The following is a 20,562-nucleotide window of genomic DNA, read 5'->3' on the forward strand; positions in this document are numbered from 1 at the left end:
GTTGGTTCATCGGTACCTTATAAAACGGTAGAATGATCATTGTGATTGTTCTTTCAAGATGTCACAACCGTTATCTCAGAACGAATAACCGTCTATCGAAAGGATACGGGCTTTCGCACACACCAAACTTATAAATTCCTATACGCTGAAAAAGGGCCCATATAAGGCCCTTTTTTCATGCTCCGAACATCCGTACTTCTTGTCTGCTATTTAGTCTTTGTTCAGCCGATGAAAGTGCGTAAACAACTGATCACAGTCCTCACGCTTCTCCACCTTGATCATGTTCAAAACCCTCTGATCCTTACCGGAAAAATAGTCGCGTAGATGCTTGTCCGAAAAGCCGTGCTCATGCGCATCCTCCTCAGTCGAGCAGTAATGTACAACCTTGATCCCCGACCAAATGATGGCGCCCACGCACATCGGGCAAGGCTCGCAAGTCGCGTAAATTTCGCAGCCTGTCAGGTCCATCGTACCGAGCGCCTTGCACGCTTCGCGAATGGCTACCATCTCTGCGTGCTGGGACGGGTCCATATCTGCCAACATGCGATTGCTGCATACGGCGATGATTTCGTCCCCTTTCACGACAGCTGCTCCAAAAGGTCCGCCAAGCTTGTTGTTCATGCCTTCCATCGTTTTTTCCACTGCCAGCTTCATGTAATCCATAGACTAGCATCCTCCCTTAAGAGGCCTTTATTTTACGATGTGTGTCCCTGCTTTGTTCGTAATCGCATCCTTTAAGCTCTCCGGGTTCGTAATGATCACGCTTGACCCGTTTTTCTCCAAAAAGCTCAGGCTGGCCTCAATCTTTGGCAGCATGCTGCCTTTTGCGAAATGCTCTTCACGAACGTATTGCTTCGTTTCCTCTACCGTGATGCGTTCCAGCGCCTTTTGATTCGGCTTGCCGAAGTTAATACATACCTGCGGAACACCTGTCGTAATGATCAAGGTCTGTGCATCGATTTGTTCTGCCAGCAAGCTGGTGGCAAAATCCTTGTCGATGACAGCATCAATCCCATCGTACGTATTTTCGCCCGATTTCACAACCGGAATACCACCGCCGCCAACAGCGACTACCACATATCCCGCTTCGATCAACGATCTGATTGCGTCTTTTTCCACGATGTCGATTGGTTTAGGGGATGGAACCACTCTTCTGTAGCCGCGACCGGAATCCTCGATAAATACCCAGTCTGGATGCTCTTTGCGCATCTCTTCCGCTTGCTCCAGCGTGAAGAAGGAGCCGACTGGCTTCGTTGGATTTTGGAAGTTCGGATCATCCTTGCTAACTTCTACCTGTGTGATGACGCTGGCAACCTTTTTGTTGATTCCTCTTTTGGCAAATTCGTTGGTCAGTGCCTGCTGGATTTGGTAGCCGATTCCGCCCTGCGTATCCGCCACGCAATTGACCAGCGGGATCGTAGGCATCCCGGACACTTCATTGGCGATTTCGCATCGTTGCAAAGCAAATCCAACCTGCGGTCCGTTGCCGTGAGTAACGACAACGTTGTACCCTTCCTGCACCATATCTGCTATATTTACTACGGTTTCACATACGGCTTCATATTGGTCTTGAATCGTGTTGCGACCATTATCCTTAACTAATGAGTTGCCGCCGATAGCAACAATAACGAGTTTTTCCACTGGGCACTTCTCCCTTTGTTAAGATGCTTTTGCAGCTGTTTCACTCTGCGTGATCGTACTTGGTTTGTTCCATTTATAGCACAGCGCATATAAGACGCCGGATATGATCGACCCGCTAAGGAATGCTGACTTGCTGATGTTTGCCAATAGTGGCACATTTGGCAGGAAAGAGCCGGATAGCGTAATCAAGAAGCTGACGATCAATACGCCGCATGCCACCATATTAAAGCCGTTTTTGTATTCTCCGTTTTCACCCGGTTTTACGTAGATTGCAGATAAATCTAGCCTTCTTTTTCTTTCAATGAAGAAACTGACTAGCATGATCCCAGTAATCGGACCGTACATGGAGCCGATAAAGCTATAGAACATATACAGCGCCGCCGTACCATTTACCAGCTTCCAAGGTAAAATGACAGTCCCCAATACAGCTGTCAAGATAGCTGCTGATTTCACTGTAAACATTTTCGGAAGAAGCGCTGTCATTTGCAGTCCAGATGGAAGTAAATTTCCAAACACAACATAGCTCGTCGAACCTATATTCAGTGCCAGCAACAAGATAATGACGGCAACAGGATTCCCAATTTGATCAATGGCAACGACTACATTAAAGTCTTTGATGCCAAACGCGATTTGCGTCCCAACCAACAATCCTACACACGTAATTCCAAACAAGATGTAGGATGCAATCATTCCAAGCGGCAGACCAATCATCGGAGCTTTCGGGTGTTTTGCCCTTTGCGTAAGGTCTGCGATATTTACAATCGGGCCACCCCAGTTCGATACCAATGCACTTACACATGCGATAAATACAAGCCAATTCTCCATCGGTTTGGCAGGAGCATAAGCAAAGATTGGACCAAATCCGCCAGCAACGCTGATCGCCCAAATCGCTGCACCTACGATGAAAATATAGATGATCGGTGAAGACCATTTACTAAACAGACTGAGAATTTTCATTCCACCTAAAAACAATCCAACTGTAATGACCCAGAGGATCACATAAGAAAGCATGGTCGGGAAATCTAATCCGAGAAAATCAAAGCCTGGAACCATACTCTTATAGCCAGGGAATATTTTCTCAAAAATGACATTAAAGGATTGTGCGCCAATAATTGTTTTTGTCCCAAAAAACACGACCCCAGCGATGAGCCCACGACATATAGCAGGAATGATCGAGCCTTTTACACCAAAGGAGCTGCGTAGCAGCATCGAATAGCCAATCCCGTACTTTGTTCCCGCATAGCCATTCAACACATAGCCCGCCGAAACGATCAAGGCAGCAATCATGACTGCCCATAAGACTTGCGGAACGGATAATCCGAGGACAAAGAATCCGGCTACTGTCATGTACGACATGAGATTATGCACAGCGCCCATCCATACGGTTACGTAGTTAAAGGTGCCCCAATCTCGATTTTCGGAAGTCTTTGGCAAAATATCGTCCGCGTATCCATAGGACTTGAATTCTTCATTTGATTCCTTTACGTTTGCCTGTCCCATGTTCATTCACCTTCCTCTTTCAACCCAGCTTTCGCAACCTTCTTTTGCTGCGAAAGCTGAGTCACCTAGGATGAAAAGCTATTGGCTAATCGTTTCCGTCACTGCGAGCAATGCCTTTTCAAAAGCTTCCATTGGCGGATAGGTAATACCCGCACCGATCATGCCGATACCTGCGTCTTTATGCGCGATGGCGGTGTTGATAATCGGCAGGATGCCGGTTTGGATCACCTGACGAATATCGATTCCTGTTGCGACACCTTGGAAGTCTAGGAGTGGAATCGTTACGTTTGGATTTTCTGCTGTCGTAATTTCTTTCATCGTGGTGGAGAAGCCGATCGCTTCTTCAACCGTTCCGCCTACGAGTGCAACAATCGCTGGAGCTGCCGCCATCGCGAAGCCACCAATCCCGTATGTTTCGGTGATCGCACTGTCCCCGATATCCAAGCCGGAATCCTCTGGCTTGTAGCCTGCAAACATCGGACCGATTACCTTTTGTGCTGGCCCAGTAAACCAGGTGTTTCCAGCCATACCGCTTACACGGATACCGAACTCAACGCCATTACGCGCCATCGTGGTGACAATCGTGCTATTCTCAATGCCGTGCGCTGCGTCAAGTGCGCATTTGCACAGAGCCATCCATGTCGGGCCAGAGAAGTAATCGCTGCTTGCGACGAAGTCGAATACTTCGCGCTTCTGTTCTTTTGTGAAATCTGTCTCCAAAATGTACGGAGTCAGCGCTTGAATCAACAGGCTCGTACCTGCGTTGTTGCGGTTGTGGCATTCGTCACCCATGTGCAGCGCTTGCGCCAGCATGAGACGAAGATCGATTTCGCCAGCGATTTTCATTGCATCACGCAGCATTGGTCCCAATACATCGCGCATCCAGTTCAGGCGAGCGATAACACTTTCATCATTGGCACCCATGCGCAAAATTTTAGCCATTTGCTCACTCAGGTTGGTGTAAGCGACGTTGCCATACGTTTTGTTTTTGACTACATGCATGAACATCGAAGCGGATGTCACACCTGCCATGGAGCCTACGCAGTTGTGCTCGTGGCATGGAGAGAACGTGATTGCGCCGGAAGCAGCTACCTGTTCAGCTTCCTCGATGTCTTTTGCCAAGCCCTCGAATACGATTGCTCCGGTTACAGCACCTTTCATTGAGCCGCACATTTTGTCCCAAGTGATCGGCGGACCTGCGTGCAGAATCGTGGTTTTGGTCATGCCTGGTACCACATTGATCGCTTGGTCGAACCCAACAAGCATCGGCTGGGAGTTGATGATACGCTCTACCGCCAGCTTGTTTGCCGCAGCGATTTTCTCGGCGACAGCTGCATTTTCCAGTCTGTCGAGAGCGTTGATCAGCTCAGGCTTTCCGCCACCTGGTGGCTTCCAATCCAGATGAGATGCATTCGCATTTTGCTTGATGATATCGTCTTTGAAAAACTCGATCCCTACGTTGATCGCATGAATTTTCCCGTTAAACAGCTCGTTGATTTTGCTCATGATTATTCCCCTTTCGCAACAAATTCTCTAGCCAGAAGACCTGCGTTCGTACTGCTGCTCGCAATCGTGACACCCGCATCCATCAGCTTCTTCACTTGCTCATCAAAGTTCGGTGTATCGAGGTCTGTACCCAGCACGTAGCCCAGGATTTCCAGGTGTCTGCCTTCCTTGGCAGCATTCGCTTTTGCTTCCATAATCGCTGGCATCATCACGCCGACAGGATCTTCGTGGGAACCGAAGCCCAAGATAAAGTCCATCAGAATGACGCCGACAGAAGGATCTTTTGCTTCCTCCAAAAATCTTGCGATGCGCGTGGAAGGATCAATCATCGGGTGCGGCTTGCCATTTGTAAAGTCGTCATCGCCCATGTCGAGGAAAGTGTGAGCCTTGCTCTCATGGATGTTTTTCAGCTTGTAGTCTGCTTTCTTTTGGATGTTGCTGTATACGTCTTCATACTTGTCCATCGCGAGGTACATGGCTTCGTCGCACAGCGTACCGCCGCAGAACAGCCCGCGAACGTACTTTTGTTCCGGCGTCAGCTTTGCCCGCACTTCTTCAATCAGCGGCCAGTTGAGTGCGCGCTTGTTAAGCTCATCTTCGTTGGCACCAGCCAGCACAACTGCTTTGATGGCTGCTTCCTTGCTCGTCTTGGCAAAATGTCCGCCTGCTTCCAGAACTGGCGTTTCTTCTCCACCAATGAAGTACACAACGACAGGCTTTTTGCAGCTTTTCACTTGCGCCAACACTTTTTCCTGTACACTTGGTGCTGGTGGCTTGGAAATGAGCACGATGACCTTTGTCGCCTCATCCTCTTCCAGCGCTTTGATTCCGTCGAGCATCATGATGCCGCCGACTTGCTCGGATAGGTCGCGACCGCCTATACCGATCAGCTGCGTGATACCGCCGCCGAAGTCGTGAATACGCACGCTCACCTCTTGGCTTCCCGTACCAGATGCACCTACGATCCCGATGTTGCCTTTTCTCACAGCATTTCCGAAGCACAGTGCCACATTGCCGATAATCGCTGTACCGCAGTCAGGCCCCATCATCAAGAGACCTTTTTCGTGCGCGAATTGCTTGAGGGCGATTTCTTCCTCGATGCTTACGTTATCGCTGAACAGCATGACATGCAGATCGTTTTCCAATGCTTTTCTCGCTTCTCTCGCTGCGAATGCACCGTTTACCGAGATGACAGCGAGGTTTGCCTCAGGAATGCTGGCTGCCGCAGAATCAATCGTGGAGTATTTGATCTCCGTTGCAGATTTGCTGCCGCCTTTTTTCTTGAACAGCTCTTCGATGGCGATGAGAGCGCTCTCGCACAGCTCGTCTGTCGCTGCCTTCACCACGATCATCAAGTCGCTCGTTTTCGCTGCTTCTAGCTCAGGTGTGAGCAAACCGACGTTTTTCAATACCTCTTTATTCATGTCGGTGCCCATCGCGATAACCGCTTGTTCGACACCTTCAATTTGATTCGCTTTTGTAGAGAGAGACATCAGGGATACCGAGTCAAAATACGTGCTTTGCTTGATTACGACTTTGGTAGACATACATTACCTCCAGCTTCTAGATTTCGTTCCAAACCACATAGGATGCCAAGCAGGATATCCGTACCCGACGACGAGCCGATCCTGATGATTTTGTCTAAAGCAGGGACAAGCTCTTCCAAGGAGCCGGATATCATGCATGAAAGCAGGTCATTTAGCGACTCTCTTACTTGTCCATGGGCTGCTTTTTTCAGCGTGATCGCACTGATTTCGTTCGTTAATACTTGGGACGAACGGACGATTTCATCGAAAAATGGGCATGACAAACAAGAGGAAATGTTTTGCATTTTGTATACACTGCACAATCCCACTAAAAAATCGTCACCCGATGGTGTTAACCCCGGCCCCAGTCCGATAAGACTTATCGCATGCTGAGTAGCTGACTCTATGCGTTTGTTCGCCAGATCGTCGGAAAGCATACCTGCACGCTGGATCAGCATACGGGACATCTCTTTCTCAAACGGACTGGCAGGTTGGGAGGACATCTTCATGCCCCCCGTCTTGCCGTATTTGTCTACGTAGTTTTTCGTGAACGCCACATTTCGGCGCAATACTTCTACGGCTTCTATATCACAAGGATAGGAAGGAAGGACCCCTTCCCACTTTGCTGCTTGCTGAGTCCACATTCGCAAATCCGATCCGATAACGAGCGTGCCATCTTCCGTAATGACCGGAGTATTAACGGGTAGCCCCAGCTCTGAAAAGCCTTTTACATCAATGATGAGCGTGTTCGGTGCATTGTCTAGCTGATGGTTGCCAATGGTGTACAATTCCCCGTTTTCGCTGCATTTCAGATTGATCGTGCGCTCAAAAGTACTGTGTACGGTCCCGCTAAAGTTTGCTCGTGCCAAACGCTCAAGGAAACCAGCATCGCCAGACAACGCCTGGATGTACATGGGACGCTTTACTTTGCTCCTGCTTCCAGCAAGATGTTTTCGATCTCGGTGTAGCCTTTTCTTCTCGCAAGCTCAAGCGGTGTTACGCCGTATTTATCTACCATGTGCACATTGCAACCATGCTCAATCAATAGCTTGATGATCGTTTGTTGCTTTTCCCCGCCATCACCTAAGATGATCGCTTCGATGAGTGGTGTCCAGCCCACAAAGTTCGTATGGTTTACATTGATGTCAGTCGTCGTTACGAGCTCACGTACGATATCCACATGACCTTTTTCGGACGCTGGGGTAATCCCTACGCCACCAAAACGAGTCAACAGCTCCAGGTTTGTTCCTGCCTTGATCATCATTTTGACGAGCTCCAGCTTGCCGTTGATGCAACCGAACAAGAACGGGTTGAAGCATGTCTCATCCTGCAAATCTACATCTGCACCCGCTTCTACCAAAAACGATACCGCTTCCAATTTGTCGTTCATCGCAGCAGTCAGAATCGCTGTACGCTTTTGTCTGTTTCTTGCGTTAATATCTACGCCCTGCTCCAGATGCTTTTTCAGTGCTTCGATATTCCCCTCAGCCGCTGCCTCGAGAAATGCTTGTACTACGCTTTTGTCTGTCATAGTAAGCCCTCCATGATCTCGTGATTGAACAACCCGCCAAGATTGGCTCGGTGCTTGCTTTTCAAAAAACAATTAGACAAGCACCACGTACTTACATCATTATTTTAGACAGGGTGGATGGAATCGTCATTGTGTATGGAAACTAAAAAAATTGAGGTTCACTTGTGCACATTGCACAATTACAGGAATCCCTTTGTGGCAAAGGAGTGAACAAGGTGCTGACCATCAAAGATTTGCTTACCATTCAATCCATAGACGGCATCAAAATCATCGCGGGAGAGCAAGGCATTAACAATGTTATCTCCATCGTCAATATCATGGAGAACCCGGATGCTTTTGACTGGCTGTCTTCTAATGAATTACTGCTCTCCACTGGATATATTTTCAAGGACAATCCCGAGCTACAAAATACAATCATCAAGGAATTGGCGGAGATCAACTGCTCCGGGCTCTGCATTAAGATGCATCGCTATTTCGATCAAATCCCGCAAAACATGATTGATCATGCCAACAAGTACGGTCTCCCGCTTTTGGCCCTGCCTTTTGAATACACGCTGTCGAAAGTGATTGCCATTATTAACGAGAAAGCCTCCGGGCGCTACGATTTGTTGAACCGCAAAACATTGGACATGCATAACGCCCTGTTTCGCATTGCGCTTGAAGGTGGCGGACTGGATCGCATCGCCTCCGAGCTGTCCGAGACGATCAACAACCCGATCCTTATACTGGACCAGGACTGGCATCTGCTTCATTACACGGAAATCTGGCACAATCCGATTCCGCTTGACTCCTGCCTGACCTTAAGCAAAAACAGGCCTGTTTTTACCCGTGACTTCACGGAGTCCGTACCGCGAAATATTAGCCAGATCAAAAAGTCGATCAAGCGTATCTACCATGCGAAGGATTATGAAATTAAATGCAGGATTCTACCCGTTGCTGTAGCCAATCACATCTACGGATACATCGTCGTCTGGCAAACCGTTTGGGAGCTTACCGAATTTGACTACATCGTGTTGGAGCAGGCATCCACCATCGTGGCGCTGGAGCGGATTAAGGCGAGGGAAATCGAGGAAGTGAAGCTGAAGATCAGGCAAGACTTTTTCGATGACTTGCTCACAGGTAAAATTACGTCCTCTGACTCGCTGCAAACCTTGTGTGATTTACACGGACTGCAATCCAGCTACATGTATTTTTGTATGGTCATGAATATCGAGCCGATTGAGCTGGAAAATTTGGAGGATATCATCGATCGCAAATACGAGCTGGATCGGATCGCAAAAAAATGTGTCGACCTCGTCTATGACAATTCGAGTAAAGCTCCTGGGGAAATCACCTGCTTTTATCGGAACAATCGGATCATTATCCTCATCGGACAAAATGAGCAAAAACCCGTGGTGTCTGCAAGTGAAGCCAAGCAATTCGCGAATGAGCTGTACAGCGCTCTCGTGGATAAAATCAAGAAAACCTTGTTCTTTATTGGGGTCGGACGTCAGTATAAAAACATCGCTTCGCTTCACAAGAGCTTTACCGAAGCACATGAAGCGATCCGCCTGATGCAAAAGTTCAACAGCAAGGGCGACGTTTCTCATTTCGATGATTACTCCGTCTATCATTTCCTGGGTTCCAACATTAAGGACATTGAACTGGAAGACTTCTTTTTGAAGCGTCTGGGGAAGCTGTACGAGCATGATCAAGAGTTCGGTACGAGCCTCATGGTGACCTTGGACAATTACTTTTTGTACAATCAAAACGTCAGTGAAGCGGCGAAAGCGATGTTCATTCACCGCAATACGTTTATTTACCGGATCGAGAAGATCAAGGAGATTTTGAACATGGACTTGAAAAACTCGGAGGAGATGCTTCAAATCCAGCTGGCGCTCAAGATCGGTAAGCTTTTGCATAAGGAGTAAAGCTCGAAAGAGCGTTGTCTTCCTGCTGCTGTGGTCGGGAGGAAGGCGTGCCGAAGATTTCGCTTGAATACAAAAAGAGCCTCTTTAAAGAGGCTCTTTTCTCTTAGTTGCTACTGTTTAGTTATGAATGTATTTTTCAAAGACTTTACCAAAGTCTTTCACGACATACTTGTATCGGATGTCCTCCAGCCAATCGAAGGTGTATTGGTTGATGGACTTGAATTGTGAAGCTACGTCTGCTTGTTGTCCAGTTACGCGACCCAGTGTGCTTTGGGCGACGTGGAGGCTTTCTTTTGCATGCTGGAGCGCAAGTTCGTTATCGTGCATAGTCGAGGCGATCTTCACAAGTGCTTTGTAGAGGTCTTTTAATTCCTCCAAATGCTTTTTGTTTACATCGATCGAGTAGTGCTCATTGCCCATCGTGAACTTGATTTCTACATCCAAATCGACGGTTCCGGCTGTTTCCAGATACACGTTAGAGATCGGGTGTGTATGGTAGGAATAGCGGCGCAGCATGCGTTTTTTACTGGTGGCACTCGTTCCATCCAGATGAACTAGACCCAGATTGGTGAAGCAATACTCGTCGGACTTTGATTTGATCAAAAAATAGATTTTCTCATGGTCCTCATGCATGATGTAATCATCAGCGTCCACCTTGTCGTAATCCGCTGGTTTTACCACAATTCCCACATTGCTCAAGCCGAGCGCGTCTGCTGCAAGCTTTCCAAACATTGATGAAACAACTCCCCTCGATATGTACGGTGTAACCTTTACCATTTATACGTCCATGAGGAGGCTTAGTTGCAAAGTGCTTCACTCTTTTTTGAAGATGATCTTCCTTTTGAAAAACAAATACATCCATTTCGAATGAATCTTCATCCCTTGGGTGTCATTTTACAGCCAGGTCGTCTTTTCTTCCGCTGCTACCCGACTGGTCTCCGGAGCATCTGCCTCGGGATAGCCAATGAACAACGTGCCTACGACCTTTTTATTTTCAGGCGATCCGAGGAATTGCAGCAAGCGCTCGTCGCGAACCAAGCCTACTCCTCTCGTGCGCCAAACCATGCCCAGTCCCTGTTCCTTCGCTGCCAGCCACATGGAGTGAATCGCGCAGCAAACCGCGTATTCATTATCCTCTGAGGATGCTTCATCCCCTGGGATCACATCAGCGGTGGCAACAATGACGAGCGGTGTTTTTTCCAGGACAGCCAAGGAATCCTGCACGAGATTCGGCTTGGTCGGAAAACGCTCCAGCAAAAATTCCTTCGCGATTTCCTCGAACCGCAGCTTCGCCTCCCCTCTGATCACGTAAAAATGCCACGGTTGACGCAAGCGGTCGTTCGGGGCTAGCACTGCGCAATCTAGCAACGCTTGGATTTTTTCGGTTTCTACTTCTTTTGGAATATAGTTACGCACGGCTCTTCTGCTTTTGAGTGCCTCTAGTACGGACATGCTGGTTCCTCCTCGGTTGTACCATTTTCTTACCAATCCCAATTATTATATCGTATAGGCACCCATCAACGGGAATGAATCGCCAAATGTGCTTGGTGTTCGTCTTCTTTTGCCACGTAGATATCATACTGCTTATGGTCTTGTTCTTGGGGTAACATCCCTATGCCTCCCCCTAAATGACGAGCTGCATGAGAATGAATGCGTGTGCGAAAACGAATGCCATGAGCACTTAGCTTGCTTACCACGCGTATGTATCCTTCATGACCAAATGCAGTGTGGATCAAGCACTTGTACTTGGAAAAAAGGGTGAGAAAAAAGTCCATAAACCACTCCACTCCCTTTCTTTTTTGTAGTATATTCCAATTATTGCGGAAAAGAGAGGGGCATTCTACTATGAATCGCAAGAAAGTGTTCACGGGTTCGCCTTGGGAACCTGTCGTGGGCTATTGCCGTGCAATTCGAGTCGGCGACCGTATTGAAGTAGCTGGCACTACTGCCATGAAGGACGGGGAAGTCGTTGGTTTGGACGATGCCTATGAACAAACGCGGTTCATCCTGGAGACGATTGAAAAAGCATTGCGAGAACTAGATGCTGATTTGTCTCATGTGGTAAGAACGCGGATGTTTGTAACGGATATCAGCAAGTGGGAAGAGATCGGAAAAGCACATGGAGAGTTTTTCCGCGAGATTCAGCCAGTCGCTACGATGGTTGAGGTCAAGGCATTGATTGACCCGCGTCTGCTCGTTGAAATTGAAGTGGAAGCCATTATTTAGCATGCTGGTTAGTTGGAAGCGGACCGACGACTTTTCTTGTCGATCCGCTTTTTGCTTTTTCTACGATTGTGTGAGCTCCTCAGGGATATCAAGACCTGCCTTCTCTGCTTCTTCGAGGTGATGTTTCGCCAGAAGCTCGTCCGCATATTGTGCTTCGTTCCGGTAAATCCTTGCCAGCTCGATATGCGCATGCGGGTAATCTCTTTCCAAAGCAGCATGAAAATAAGTGATGGCGGCGTCGATATTTTTGGCTGTACCATACCCATTACTGTAGAAAATCCCCAAATTATAGGCACTGAAATCGCTGCCTGCTTCGTAATCCTGCTGATAATAATGCAGCGCCTTTTCATAATTCCCTTTTGAATCATGCAAATAGCCAAGCCATTCAAAAACCGGAGAGCCTAATACCTCTCCCTGTTCATAATGCCAGAGAGCTTTGTCCAAATCTTGCGGCACCAGCTCCCCTTCATAATAGGTGGCGCCAAGATTGTTGTGAGCCAGCGCATGACCGTATTCTGCTGCCTTGCCCATCCAGTACATAGCCTGATCGGCATCAGGCTCCGTGCCTATCCCGTGTCGATAGCAACAGCCTAATCCATTCATAGCATGGTGGTCGCCTACCGCTGCCCCTAACGCATACCAGTAAAAAGCTTTATCAGCATCCTCGAAGCCTTCCAGACTGTAGTACATATGAGCAAGGTTGTTCATGGAGGGGGCATAGCCCTTTTCAGCAGCAAGCGTATCGTACAGAATGGCTTTCTCATAATCACCTGCTTCATACGCTTCCATGCCCAAGTTGTACAACGTTTCCACCGGCGTGTACTGATCTATGCTGTCACCATCGGATTGCTCCCCTTTGGCATAGGCCAGCAGTCGCTTGCGAACCTCGGCATCAAAATAATAGCTGTAATAACGATCGCAGGCTTCCTCCAAAACGAGCGTTTTATCTGCCCTCGACAGGCCATACTCGCTTACTAAATAAACGTCGTGATCCTTGAAGGCATAAGCAAAACCCTCGACCAGTGCCTTTTTCACCACCAGATCGAATTCGAAATCACTCCATCGCTTTTCCGGCGATAAGGCAATGCTCCATAATCCATTTCTCTTCAATGCGTACGCATCCTGATGCAGCCAAAAAATGTTCTCATAATCGTCTAAGGGGAATAACCACGCTGGTTGATCGGCATCTCCATGAAAAACGCCTAGCCTTCCATCTTTTTTCGCCAGCACCTGATTGCCCTGTCCAGCCTCCGTATACACCTGTAAATCAATCAGTTCATCATATTCGTACGGTAGCAAAAGGCTTTCCTGCTGCTTACCATAAGCGGCGTACTTCTTCCCCTTGCGCAGAACGAGCAGATTCGGGAAATAGGTTTGCCGATTCAGTTTATCGAAGCCGGATGCGCCGACAGTGCCGTCTTTTTTGTACAAGGTGCTGTGGCTTGCATCCTTGTGTGGTTTGACGAGGGTCAGCCCTTCGCCGATATGTTCGACTGCATCCAGAGGGAATTCCCCCACGTATTTCCAATATTCGTTAAAGATTTTCCGATTTTTCCTGCCTTTGACCGCCGTATGGTAAATGCCGTCCCCACACTTGAAAGCTTCTTCAAGCTCAAAATCTATCGTGACAGAACCAGCTTGGTCCAGAACGCCCCATTTCCCGTCTTTCTTTGCCGTATAAAATCCTTGGTAATCGAGCGGTTCCAATTCTTCATAGTGGATCGGGACAATCGTTTGGCCCTCCAGATTGATCAGACCATATCGACCGTTTCGTTTGACAATGGCACCAACAGAGCCGTATTCAAAATCGTAGGCATCCTCCCACTCTAATGGAATGACGATTCGCCCGGATTTATGTACATAGCCGTATTTGCCATCTCGGGCAACCACGGCGAGATCTTCGGAAGCGAAATCGTAAAAGGCATCGAACTGAGGGGCGAGCAATACGTTTCCCTCTGCGTCTTTGAGACCTAGCAAGCCAGCTTCCTCAAAAATCTCCACGTCAGGTTGTTCTTCATAAGGCTGCCAGATGTGTCCCCAGCCGTATTGGTAGTCCTCATAATTGAGCAGCTCGGCAAAAGAACGAAAGCCCGGGTTCACGTCCATCAATTCGGAGTAGTTCAGCAGTGAGATGTCATCGTTGTCCATTGCCTTTGTCATGATCTCGTTGTTATGGGCAATATTGGCGCGCAGGGTTTCCGCCTGTTCGTCATGAGGGATGTCATCCATATTGAACACGTCCCAGGCATCGATGTGAAAATACGGAAGCGTTCGTTTTTCCAGATAGCTAAGAAGCTGATTTCTCGCTTCCGAAAATGCTTCTTTGTTACCGATTAACCCTTCCTGTCTCTCCAGAAAATCGTAGAATCGCTTCACGTTTTCGATGCCTGCCTGCGCGTCGTAATAGAGTCCGGAATTGTCCGGTTCGGTATGGTTGTTGTAATTGTTTCCGGCGATTATACCACCTTCTATGAAGAGCGGTTGCAAGAGTAGGGGGACTTCATAGCCCCATTCCACCATCATCGTGTCGTTGTCTTGCGCTTGAGAAGGCTCACTGACGTTATAAACATAGACTCTGTGTGACATGTCTTCTCTCCCTTTGATTTCCAATTGCTTCTGATAACATTGTAAGCAAATCTAGCAGGGCAAAACAATCCGACTGATGGGCTATCCAATGAAAAAGGCTGACTAGCAAAAATCATGCTGGTCAGCCCTTTCTACTTTTTAGATTACAGGTCAATGAGAGGAATACTCCCACCTACACTAACGGGCTCGATCGCCTTGCCCGCCGACCGCACCAATGTAAAGTACTCATAGCAGCCAATGACACCAAAATCCCCATCGATCACACCCGGGTAAGCGCGATTCACGGAATACTCCTGACTTAAGTGAGCCTTCAGCGCCTCCCCTTTTTGTATCCGATAGCCCGAAATATCGACCTTGCCTGTAATCGGAACCGCTGGCTTTGGACCATGATCCGGGCAATGATCGTAGTAGTGCGGGATCGAAACATAGTACAGATCAGGATATTCTGCCTGCGTCAAGCTCGCTTCCGCTTGTTTGACGGCTCGGGTCGTTGCCTCGCACGTGACGATATGATCGGGATGGCCCGTTACCCCGTCCGGCGGAAACGTAACGACGACATTCGGCTTCCATTCCTCGATCGCTTCCCGTATCTTACCCACCAGCTCATCCAGATCGGCATTTTGCAAGGAACCATCCGGGTACCGGAACAATTCGAGACGACTGATTCCCAGCACTTCTGCCGCTGTTTTCAGCTCTAGCTCTCGATGTTTTGCTAGCTTTTCTCTACAATCGATATCGAATGGACCGCTGCGTCCTTTGCAGCCGGAGGTAATGCACAAATAACACGTTTCGTGTCCGGCGTCCTTGCACTTTGCCAACGTTCCCCCGCAGGCAAAAGACTCATCGTCCGGATGGGGGAAAACAACCATTACTTTTTTCATTTCTGACACCTCACTCGCCGTCCGATTGGCGTTCTAGATAAGCCAATCCTTTTGCTATGACACCGTAAATCGGATCGTTTTGCGCATTTTCGATGACGACCTGAGAAGCGTACTCTCGGACGTGCTCTACGACAATCTCTCGCACGCGATCATCGTTTTGCAAAACGCCTCCCTGCATAATCATCTGAAACGGCTTGGCTTTCATTTGCAACGTATCAATGACCGCCCGGGCAGCATCGAAAAGCTCTTCGCCTGCGACCTGCAAGATAGCAACTGCCACCTTATCTCCGGCGAGTGCAGCCTGGCTGACCAACGGCGACAGCTCTCCTACCTTCTCGACGGAATAATGCTCACTGTACGTCCAGTTAAATAACTCATCTACGCGTCCCAGTCCAACGTGCGGGAGGAGCAGCTCCTTCAATACGGTCGGCTCACCACGGCCATCTGCTGCTTTTAATACCGCCATAATCGCTTGCTTGCCGATCCAGTAGCCGCTGCCCTCGTCACCGACCCGATGCCCCCAGCCTCCTGCTCGCGCCGTTTCCTGTTCATCGTTTACACCAAAGGCAATGGAACCAGTGCCTGCAATGACCAGAATGCCGGGGCTGCCTCCAGTCGCACCGAGCAAGGCCGCAAACCCGTCGTTTTCCACAATTAGCTGCTGGACACGAATACCGAGCTGGTGCAGCACCTTGCTCACCATCCGCGAGATCACCTGTCGATCATACTCCGTGTCCAGGCCAGCGATCCCGAACACCGCGCACTCGATTTCCCATTCGATTCGTCCATCCGGGTTCGGAGTGCCGTTCATTAAAGGGGCAACTGTTTGACGAGTGACCGCATCGTCCAAAGCTTGGCTGATCGCTGCAACCAACTCACGAGCTGCCGCTTCCTCCCCGATTCCTTGATAATTGCATGAACCGGAGCGTCCTGCACCGATTTCCTTTCTGGAGCGGTCCACCAGTACCGCCAGACACTTGGTGCCCCCTCCGTCCACTGCCAGAAGAGGTATTCGCACCACTGCCATTACCCCACACTCCATTCAGCTGTCATCTGATCAAGCCCTTTCATCACATTCGCATTCGCCTGCTTTTTCTGTGTCAGCCATTCTGTTTCCTGCTGGAGTAGCGTTTGGCGAACGGCGATCATGCGCTTCATTTCCTCTGGATTTGGTCCACCAGGAAGCTTGCGGATCATTACGAAATGAACGGGGTCAAGCGCCAGTCTGAGTTCTTCTGCTGTGAGCGACAGCTCCCGCCCGATTACTTCCACGGCGGCACGGTTTACCAGCTCCAAGCTGATTTGGTTTGCAGTGAGCTGCTCGCTCATCGCTTCTTTTACCACACGACTCACGATGTGATGAGATTTGCGGAACGAAAGCTGATCCGTGCGCACCAATGTATCCGCGAGCTCAGTGACGGTCGCAAAGCTGCCCTTTGCCCGCTCCAAGAGGACGTCCTTGTTCACTTCCATCGTCCCCACAACGCTCGCCATCAAGCGATACATCTGCTCGAGCACTCCCATGCTCCGCCACGCGTATGGCTGCATGTCATCCTCAGTATCCACGATATCGCCAAAAGGCGTATTGTGCATCATCGTAAGCACTGTCGTCGCATTGCCTGCCGCACTGGACAACAGCGAGCGCATATGTTCAAAGGAAACCGGATTGCGCTTTTGCGGCATGATGGAGCTGATCTGCACGTACGGACTTGCGACTTTTAACCCCGCGAATTCCTGTGTGCACCAGAGCAGCATATCTTGAACCGTACGCCCCAAATTAATGGCGGCTAATTGTACAGCTGTCGCTACTTCCCCTAAATAATCCGCGCCGCAGACTGCATCATAAGAATTTTCCACCAACTCATCAAATCCGAGCAATTCGCGCATCCGCTCCCGGCTGATCGCAAAGCCAGAAGTCGTCAATGCCGCTGCCCCCATGGGTGAGCGATTGACCGTGTGATAGGCTTGGATCAGTCGCTTGATATCACGGCTGAGCATGTCAGTAGCCGCCATGATGTAATGCGCCATTGTCGTCGGCTGTGCCTGCTGTGTATGTGTGTAGCCAATCATAATCGTATCCACATGCTCATTTGCAAAGAGGAGCAAATGCTCTTTCAGATAGAGGGCAGAAGTCAAGGTCACCAACAATTTTTCACGCAGCACCATGCGGTATATGGTTATCCCCATATCGTTGCGGCTGCGAGCCAGATGCAGATTTCCTGCCACATCAGGAGCCAGTTCCAGCAAACGGCTCTCTACCTGAAAGAACAAATCTTCAAACTGCCCGGTGTAATGCGATTGGCGCAGCTCTTCCATTTCGATTCCACACAGTGCACCAGCAATTCTTTTGGCCTCATCGTCTGTGAGCAATTCTTGTTCACGCAGCATGATCAAATGTGCCTTGTTGATCGCCATCATCGGATGCAGCAAATGGTGCTTTGCTTCATTAAATGCAGGCTCCAAAACCGCCTCCACGTATGTCTTGCCAGGGAAACTGGCTCCCTCCTGTTGAAAAATTCGCTCTCTGTAATTCATCTTTCTTGCATCTCCTTCCTACCCATTCGTAAGCTGCTTCTATTTTTGCGTCTGTTCTTCTTTTAGGGAGGGAGGCGACCGCCGAACGATCGCCTTCCCTTCTACTATGATTACTGCTGTGGGCTGATCATGTTGACAAACAATCGGATCGCACCCGGTACGAGTGACGGAATTTCGCGATACCACACAAGCGAGCTGTAGGTATATGTTCCTTTTCCATACTTGGCAGTGAGGTACGTACCCGTAAATTCCTTCTCGCCTTCGTCCCCATTGGAGATTAGCTCGGTGTATTCCTTGCCCCACTCGGATGGATTGTAAGCGGAACGATCCTGAATCCAGTTGTCCCAATCTTTCTCCGTGATTTTGTTTGGTGAGTGAAACAAGACATGATCAGGCGCCAATACTGTCACTTTGGAGGTTTCGTCTGTGACACGCCATTGAATCAGCGGAGCACCGATTTTGATCGGATAAGGAGCCAGCTCCGGCTTCCATTTATCCTCTGGCTTGTGGTATTGCACGACCAGATTACCGCCGTTTTCCACGTATTTGAGCAAGCGTGCATTCGATGGAATCAGCTCAGGTCGGAAACCATAAGCGCGAATGCCCAGCACGATCGTATCGTATTGATCCAGATCGCCAGACTCAATGTCTTTTGCCGACAGATTGGTCACATTGACTCCCAATTGGGACAAATACTGATCGATATTGTCAAAGCCACTGGATACGTACCCGACCTTCAATCCTTCCGGCACCTTCAGGTCAAATGCCTGGATGGCAAGCGTCGCTGGTTGGACAAAGTAAGTCGTGCCGATATGCGGGTAACGGATGACCTGGGCCCCGTGTCGGCTCTCTTTTCCACTGCCTGACGCTACGGCTGTCACCGTATACTTATCCGGTTGGACCGAAGCGTCTGCTTTGATCGTAAAGGCAACAGACTTCGTTTCTCCCTTGGCCTCAAAGGCGAGCGGTGCTGCTTGTGGCTCCACGCTCCAGCCTTTTGGTACATCGAGAGAGATGGATGTTTTCGCTGCACCTGGATTGTAGTTTTTAACCGTAACCTTGACCGGGATTGGCTCCTCTGGCTTCTGCGTATTCAAAACCGTCGCATTTGGACTCAGCACCATAGAAAAAGATGGAAGAACTGCAATGGCATCTGCTGGTGTCACAAGGCTATTCGCCGTCGCGCCTGCAAAGCTGTAGCTGACGTCTGCTGTAATGGCAGGAGCGGCATACGGTTGGAACAGAGCGGCATCAGAAGGAACTGTGACATCAAAGGTTGTCTTCACTGTCTGATTGTAGCCGAGCGATGAAAAGCTGGTGGTCGATTGCGGCTTGGCTTGCCAGCCTTTTGGTACATTCAGCGCGAGATTGATCTTCCCGACTTTTGCTTGGCCGCCGTTATAAGCCGTGACCGTTACTTTCGTGGTTTGGCCTGCTACCAGCTCAGTTGTCTCAGGCTTTACTTTGGTTACGAGCGAGAGCGCTTCGGCACTGGCTTTGTTCAGTTGGGATTTCTTCACTCCCAAACGATGGCGTAAGTCTGTTTTCGTGTCAGTTGGCAGGGAGGAGGCTTCGACTGCTACCGTCGCTTTTTCCACATCCGCCAGCATCTCATGTGCTTCCTTGGCTACGGAGGCAAAGCTTGGGTACGCAGCAATGACCTCTGCGGCATCCTTTTGCAGCTTTTTCAGTTCACCCGCGACTTTTTCCCCGCCAGACTGGCTGGCAACGTCCTTGGCTAAATCGTCAAATGAATAGGCAATTCCCTCAAAAAAGTCTGCTTCCTTGTCTTTTGTCTCTACGATGGATTGATCAAGCTTGTAATAATTGAAGCTTGGCCCTTCGTCATAGTGACGTCCCATGCCCTGGCTCTTATGCATGAAACGGGATTCTTCGCCGAGCTGGACGTAAGAGGCACCATAAATTTCGTCATAGTCGCCCACAGGCACCTTGACCGAGTAATCCTGTTCCTTTGCAGGCAGATACAGCTTCTTCACCTGCCAAGGAGCCAAGCCTTCCTTTGCATGCTGTGGAAAAACGTTTGGATCTGCGGCATCCTTGAATGCCCGCACCGTAATGACATTAATCGCGCGATGATGACCGTGAGTCGAAGGTTCGTTCAAAAATGCGGGAATCACGACATCGGGTCTCAGTGTCCGGATACGACGGATGAGCTTTTCATACGCGACATCCTCGCCCCATTTTTGCAAGGTTTCATCCGGGCTTTTGGAAAAGCCGAAGTCAAAAATAGGATCATCGATTTTTTCACTGAGGTTCTCCAGATGGATGTTCGTGATTTTGGAAGCTTCCTGCAATTCGCGGGTACGAATGATCCCCAGCGCATTACCCAGCTCGCTGCCTATCTCGTTCTGTCCTCCCTCGCCTCGGTTCGCAATGACACTGGATGTGTCCACCCCTTTGCCAAGCGACAAGTACGCGAGCATTGAACTGTGCTCATCGTCCGGATGTGCTCCAGTGTTCATCGCACTGGCAATCGTGGTGAGCGGCTTGATGGCCTTCCACAGGTCGACAACCCCGCGGTCTGCATGGGCGGTCTCGGGTGCTACCGGCATAATCAGACTCGTGGCCAGCACCGCAGCAGTCGTAATCGTGTACAGCTTGGCAAGTTTCCCCTTACTCAATGAACGTTCCTCCATTCCATTTTCAGATTGATGTCTATATCAATCATGGCGGTCTGTACGTTTGCATTTCATTGATGT

Annotated in this window: 17 protein-coding genes; 2 read left to right on the forward strand and 15 right to left on the reverse strand. The window is 49.3% G+C overall.

Annotated features, from left to right (window positions below; genetic code table 11):
• Nucleotides 1-210: 210 nt before the first annotated feature.
• The 7 genes from HP401_RS27770 to HP401_RS27800 all read right to left on the reverse strand — a co-directional run bounded on the left by HP401_RS27770 (nt 211) and on the right by HP401_RS27800 (nt 7,704).
• The gene (locus HP401_RS27770; RefSeq protein WP_173607382.1) at nt 211-663 is read right to left on the reverse strand and encodes a nucleoside deaminase; all 453 of its coding nucleotides are present in this window, start codon (nt 661-663) and stop codon (nt 211-213) included.
• Nucleotides 664-690: 27 nt separating this feature from the next.
• On the reverse strand, nt 691-1,641 hold the full coding sequence (arcC, locus tag HP401_RS27775) for a carbamate kinase (RefSeq protein ID WP_173607383.1): 951 nt from the start codon (nt 1,639-1,641) through the stop codon (nt 691-693).
• Nucleotides 1,642-1,659: 18 nt separating this feature from the next.
• Nucleotides 1,660-3,141: a cytosine permease gene (locus HP401_RS27780; RefSeq protein ID WP_173607395.1), complete on the reverse strand. Its 1,482-nt coding sequence runs from the start codon at nt 3,139-3,141 to the stop codon at nt 1,660-1,662.
• A gap of 78 nt (nt 3,142-3,219) precedes the next feature.
• Nucleotides 3,220-4,647: a YlbE family protein gene (locus HP401_RS27785; RefSeq protein WP_142498625.1), complete on the reverse strand. Its 1,428-nt coding sequence runs from the start codon at nt 4,645-4,647 to the stop codon at nt 3,220-3,222.
• 2 nt (nt 4,648-4,649) lie between these two features.
• Nucleotides 4,650-6,194 carry an acyl-CoA synthetase FdrA gene (gene fdrA, locus HP401_RS27790; RefSeq protein WP_173607384.1) on the reverse strand — a complete coding sequence of 515 codons (1,545 nt, stop codon included), beginning with the start codon at nt 6,192-6,194 and terminating at the stop codon, nt 4,650-4,652.
• Nucleotides 6,176-7,087 (reverse strand): oxamate carbamoyltransferase subunit AllH family protein, encoded by a 912-nt coding sequence (locus tag HP401_RS27795; RefSeq protein ID WP_173607385.1) that lies wholly within the window; start codon nt 7,085-7,087, stop codon nt 6,176-6,178. Before HP401_RS27795 ends, fdrA begins: the two co-directional genes overlap by 19 nt.
• An 8-nt stretch (nt 7,088-7,095) precedes the next feature.
• A complete protein-coding gene (locus HP401_RS27800) occupies nt 7,096-7,704 on the reverse strand; it encodes an ankyrin repeat domain-containing protein (RefSeq protein ID WP_064202704.1) in 609 nt (202 codons plus the stop codon).
• Nucleotides 7,705-7,919: 215 nt separating this feature from the next.
• Between HP401_RS27800 and HP401_RS27805 the strand changes: the two genes are divergently transcribed.
• Nucleotides 7,920-9,614 carry a PucR family transcriptional regulator gene (locus tag HP401_RS27805; protein WP_015892755.1) on the forward strand — a complete coding sequence of 565 codons (1,695 nt, stop codon included), beginning with the start codon at nt 7,920-7,922 and terminating at the stop codon, nt 9,612-9,614.
• Nucleotides 9,615-9,731: 117 nt separating this feature from the next.
• Here the strand turns inward: HP401_RS27805 and HP401_RS27810 are convergent, their stop codons facing one another.
• From HP401_RS27810 to HP401_RS27820, 3 genes are all read right to left on the reverse strand, one after another.
• Nucleotides 9,732-10,346 carry a PH domain-containing protein gene (locus HP401_RS27810; RefSeq protein ID WP_087345853.1) on the reverse strand — a complete coding sequence of 205 codons (615 nt, stop codon included), beginning with the start codon at nt 10,344-10,346 and terminating at the stop codon, nt 9,732-9,734.
• A 162-nt stretch (nt 10,347-10,508) separates the two neighbouring features.
• A complete protein-coding gene (locus tag HP401_RS27815; RefSeq protein ID WP_173607386.1) occupies nt 10,509-11,066 on the reverse strand; it encodes a nitroreductase family protein in 558 nt (185 codons plus the stop codon).
• 65 nt (nt 11,067-11,131) lie between these two features.
• Entirely contained in the window at nt 11,132-11,389 is a 258-nt protein-coding gene (locus tag HP401_RS27820; protein WP_173607387.1) for a hypothetical protein, read from the reverse strand.
• A gap of 70 nt (nt 11,390-11,459) precedes the next feature.
• Between HP401_RS27820 and HP401_RS27825 the strand changes: the two genes are divergently transcribed.
• Complete coding sequence (locus HP401_RS27825) at nt 11,460-11,840, forward strand: RidA family protein (RefSeq protein ID WP_172143169.1); 381 nt, start codon at nt 11,460-11,462, stop codon at nt 11,838-11,840.
• Between the two features lie 60 nt (nt 11,841-11,900).
• On the opposite strand, the gene HP401_RS27830 is transcribed toward HP401_RS27825, so the two are convergent.
• From HP401_RS27830 to HP401_RS27850, 5 genes are all read right to left on the reverse strand, one after another.
• Nucleotides 11,901-14,426: an SEL1-like repeat protein gene (locus HP401_RS27830; RefSeq protein ID WP_173607388.1), complete on the reverse strand. Its 2,526-nt coding sequence runs from the start codon at nt 14,424-14,426 to the stop codon at nt 11,901-11,903.
• A gap of 143 nt (nt 14,427-14,569) precedes the next feature.
• The gene (locus tag HP401_RS27835; protein WP_064202698.1) at nt 14,570-15,307 is read right to left on the reverse strand and encodes a PIG-L deacetylase family protein; all 738 of its coding nucleotides are present in this window, start codon (nt 15,305-15,307) and stop codon (nt 14,570-14,572) included.
• Nucleotides 15,308-15,317: 10 nt separating this feature from the next.
• On the reverse strand, nt 15,318-16,334 hold the full coding sequence (locus tag HP401_RS27840; protein ID WP_173607389.1) for an N-acetylglucosamine kinase: 1,017 nt from the start codon (nt 16,332-16,334) through the stop codon (nt 15,318-15,320).
• Complete coding sequence (gene argH / locus HP401_RS27845) at nt 16,334-17,842, reverse strand: argininosuccinate lyase (protein ID WP_173607390.1); 1,509 nt, start codon at nt 17,840-17,842, stop codon at nt 16,334-16,336. Before argH ends, HP401_RS27840 begins: the two co-directional genes overlap by 1 nt.
• Nucleotides 17,843-17,952: 110 nt before the next feature.
• The gene (locus HP401_RS27850; protein ID WP_173607391.1) at nt 17,953-20,484 is read right to left on the reverse strand and encodes an NEW3 domain-containing protein; all 2,532 of its coding nucleotides are present in this window, start codon (nt 20,482-20,484) and stop codon (nt 17,953-17,955) included.
• Nucleotides 20,485-20,562 lie beyond the last annotated feature (78 nt).

It is taken from the genome of Brevibacillus sp. HB2.2, from assembly GCF_013284275.1.
Taxonomy (GTDB): Bacteria; Bacillota; Bacilli; order Brevibacillales; family Brevibacillaceae; genus Brevibacillus; species Brevibacillus brevis_D.